Genomic DNA, 2722 nt, shown 5'->3' with positions numbered 1-2722 from the left:
CCCACCGGCCACGCGGGGCGCCCACTGTTCCAAGAATGACCGGCAATAGAGGGTGCGCGTCGTGGGCTGAGGCGCGTCCCCAGCGTCCCCAGCGTCCGCCCGGCGCTCCAGGCTGGGCGCTGGTATCGAATTCATCATGATGATAGAGTCCGGGGCTCATCGTTACTCCATCGTTCGCCGGTGGGCCGGGCGGCTTCCCCGTGCCACCCTTGGAGGGACGGGCGGCCTGCCATGGGCGACCAGGACACGTTCGGGCACCGCGACCGCTGCGCGATCGCGGGCATCGGCGCCACCGACTACTCACGCGACTCCGGGCGCAGTGATCTCACCCTGGCGACCCAGGCCGCGCTCGCCGCCCTCGACGACGCCGGGCTCTCACCCGCTGACATCGACGGCATCGTCCGCTGCGACATGGACACCGTGCTGCACAGCGACCTCGCCGACTCCCTCGGCATCGACAACCTCACGTACTGGTCCCAGGTCGGGCCGGGCGGGGTGGCCCCCTGCGCCATGGTGGGCCAGGCAGTCGGCGCCATCCTGTCCGGCCAGGCGACCGCGGTCCTGGTCTTCCGCGAGATCAACGGCCGCTCCGGGCGTCGGTTCGGCCTGTCCGCCGCCACTGGCGCCAGGGTGGGCGGCGCGGGCGGCTACGACGAGTTCTTCGCGCCCTACGGGCTTCTCACCCCCGGTCAGATCTTCGCTCTCCTGGCCCGGCGCCACATGATCGAATACGGTACCCGGGCGGAGGACCTCGGCCATATCGCGCTCGCCTGCCGGGCGCGGGCGAACGCTAACCCCGCGGCGCAGCTGCACGCACGCACCCTCACCATGGACGACTACCTGTCGGCCCGGATGATCTCCGATCCGCTGCGGCTGTTCGACTTCTGCCTGGAGACCGACGGGGCCTGCGCTGTCGTCGTGACCAGCGCCGCACGGGCGCGCGACTGCCGGCGGCCGCCCGTCCTCATCCGTGCCGTCGCCCAGGGCACTATCCCCGGCTCCCAGCCCGGCATCCAGTTCCCGGCCCTGATGCGGGAGTCGCTCACCGAACTGCCCGCCCGGTCGGTCGCCCGGACGCTGTACCGCCGGGCGGGCCTCGGCCCCGAGGACATCGACGTCGCCCAGATCTACGACTGTTTCACGATCACCGTGCTGCTCCAGCTGGAGGACTGGGGGTTCTGCGAGAAGGGAGAAGCGGGCCCGTTCGTCGCCGCGGGCGGCATCGACCTGGACGGCCGCATTCCGGTCAATACCGGCGGTGGCCATCTCTCGGAGGGCTACATCCACGGCATGAACCACATTCTCGAGGGGGTACGCCAGATCCGCGGCGACTCCACCTCCCAGGTGCCCGGCGCCGAGGTGTGCCTGGTCACCTCGACACCGCTGCCTCCCGGCAGCGCCCTCGTCCTGACGGCCGCCTGATGGACGGCGTGACGCCTCGGGCCGCCCGCCTGGCCCCCGTCGGTGACGACCACGACACCGGCGGCTTCTTCGAGGCCGCCCGCCGGCATGAACTGGTCATCCGCCGGTGCGATGGTTGCGACGCCGTGCTGCACCTGCCGCGGGCCTACTGCCGGCACTGTGGCGGCTGGGACGGCCGCTGGCAGCCGGTCGCCGGTACCGCGACCTTGTACTCCTGGACCGTGGTCGAGCACCAGGTGCACCCCGCCTATCCGGTGCCCTACTGCGTGGTCCTCGTACAGCTCGATGACGTCCCGGCGGCCCGGCTGGTCGGCTACCTGCCCGGCCGGCCGGCACTCACCCCGGGGCAGCCCATGCGGGTCTGGTTCGAAACGCTTGACGACGGCACCGACGAGGGCGTTGTCGTGCCGCAGTGGAAGCCGGAACAAGGAGCTGAGGATGCGGATCGGCCTGTCGGTGTACAACATGGGCGCGCGTGACCTGCTGGACCTCGCCGTCGCGGCCGATGAGACCGGCTTCGACGCACTCTGGCTGGGCGAGCACCTCGTCCTGCCGTACGACTACTCCAGCGAGCATCCGACCCACGGTCAGGCGGCGCACCAGCACCATCTCGGGCCGATCGTCGGCCCGGCCACGCGGCTGCTGGACCCGTGGTCGGCGCTGAGCGCCGCCGCCGCGCTCACGACGAGGGTGAAGCTCGCGACCGGCATCTACATCCTGCCGTTGCGTCATCCGCTTCTGACCGCCCGTGCCGCCTGCACCACGCAGGAGATCGCCGCCGGCAGGTTCATGCTCGGGGTCGGAGCCGGTTGGCTGCGCGAGGAGTTCGCCGCCCTCGGCGTGCCGTTCGGCGAACGCGGATCCCGCCTGGAGGAGAGCCTGGCGGTCCTGCGCTCCGCGTGGGGTGGGGGACCCTTCGAGCATCGGGGCACCCACTTCACGATCGACAAGGTCCAGGTGACCGCGGAGCCCGTCACCGTTCCTCTCGTCCTCGGGGGCAACACCGACCGGGCGCTGCGCCGCGCGGCCCGGGTCGGGGACGCCTGGTTCAGCTCCGGCACGCCGTCCTTCTCCGACGCGGTACGGCTGCGCGACCAGCTCGCGGCACTGTGCGAGGAGCAGGGGCGCGCGATGATTCCCTGCTACTTCCGGTTGGCGGGCCGGGATCCGGAACTGGTGCGCCGCTATGACGCCGAGGGGATCACCGATCTGGTCGTGTGGGCGGACCAGCTGTGGTGCGGGGACGGCCCGGACGCCATGCGGCAGTCCCTCGCCCAGGCCGTGGACGACTTTGGGATCT

General features: G+C 71.5%; 3 protein-coding genes. All 3 read left to right on the top strand.

The features are described from left to right. Positions 1–231: 231 nt before the first annotated feature. Positions 232–1422, top strand: a complete 1191-nt coding sequence (locus MJ783_RS23210) for a lipid-transfer protein (RefSeq protein WP_239314011.1) — start codon at positions 232–234, stop codon at positions 1420–1422. Next, on the top strand, positions 1422–1901 hold the full coding sequence (locus MJ783_RS23205; protein WP_239314009.1) for a Zn-ribbon domain-containing OB-fold protein: 480 nt from the start codon (positions 1422–1424) through the stop codon (positions 1899–1901). Before MJ783_RS23210 ends, MJ783_RS23205 begins: the two co-directional genes overlap by 1 nt. After that, positions 1861–2722 (top strand): TIGR03619 family F420-dependent LLM class oxidoreductase (locus MJ783_RS23200; protein ID WP_239314007.1); only part of this gene is annotated, 862 nt, incomplete at its 3' end. The genes MJ783_RS23205 and MJ783_RS23200, both read left to right, overlap by 41 nt.

Origin of the sequence: Protofrankia sp. Cj3, from assembly GCF_917627355.1 — a bacterium.
Lineage (GTDB): Bacteria > Actinomycetota > Actinomycetes > Frankiales > Frankiaceae > Protofrankia.
The sequence above is the reverse complement of the archived record's forward strand: the minus strand, read 5'-3'. Positions and strand labels throughout refer to the sequence as shown.